Annotated in this window: 1 rRNA gene; it reads right to left on the bottom strand. The window is 55.8% G+C overall.

Annotated elements, in window-relative coordinates:
- Positions 1 to 620: 620 nt before the first annotated feature.
- A 5S ribosomal RNA gene (gene rrf / locus ACTM86_RS08950) occupies positions 621 to 711 on the bottom strand; the annotation flags it as partial.

The following is a 711-nucleotide window of genomic DNA, read 5'->3' on the forward strand; positions in this document are numbered from 1 at the left end:
CACGCCTGCGCCGGTTCCCGGTCCGACCGGGCCGCGCGGCAAGGAGATATATTGCCAGACCGGAGGGGCCCGCGGGGCGGGAATCCCGCACTCCATATTTTGTTCACAAATGAACCAGAGGGCCCTGGAATCCGACAGGGTCTAATCGACGATCATAAATCTCGGACAGACCATATGACCTCGGTGTTCTTGCTATCTGATGTAGACGTATTGGGTATATTCCCAAAACAGAATTGAACAGCAGCTAAGGGATGGATTGCAACAGTTTCCCCTACTAGCGCCGTTACACGCTAATAGAGCCCCACCAGACAGTGGCGGGGCCCCAGTGGCGTGCAATCTCAGCCGAATAACGTAAAACGAGAGAAGGTTATTTGTAATTTAAATTGACGGATTCATCCAATAAATACGCAACCAGCGACGGGAACGTCATAAATTAGGGGCTGTAAAGAATGAGTCCTGCGATAGGCCTCGCATAGGATCGGGGCTTTCCATAGGGTATTGCGACGTCAGAATATAGAGATTGACCACCAAGAGTCATAGCTCGATACAAATACGAAAAAGGGGGAGGCCGCGAGGCCTCCCCCTTCTCAGTCCAAGCGCACGGCTCGGTGCCGTCCACCGGTCAGCGGCGCCCTGGCCTCCCACGGGCTGGCCCCGCAGTACTCTCGGCGCGATGGGGCTTAGCTTCCGGGTTCGGAACGGGACCGGGCG

The organism is Collinsella sp. HCP3S3_E11 (assembly GCF_052067375.1).
Classification (GTDB): Bacteria; Actinomycetota; Coriobacteriia; order Coriobacteriales; family Coriobacteriaceae; genus Collinsella.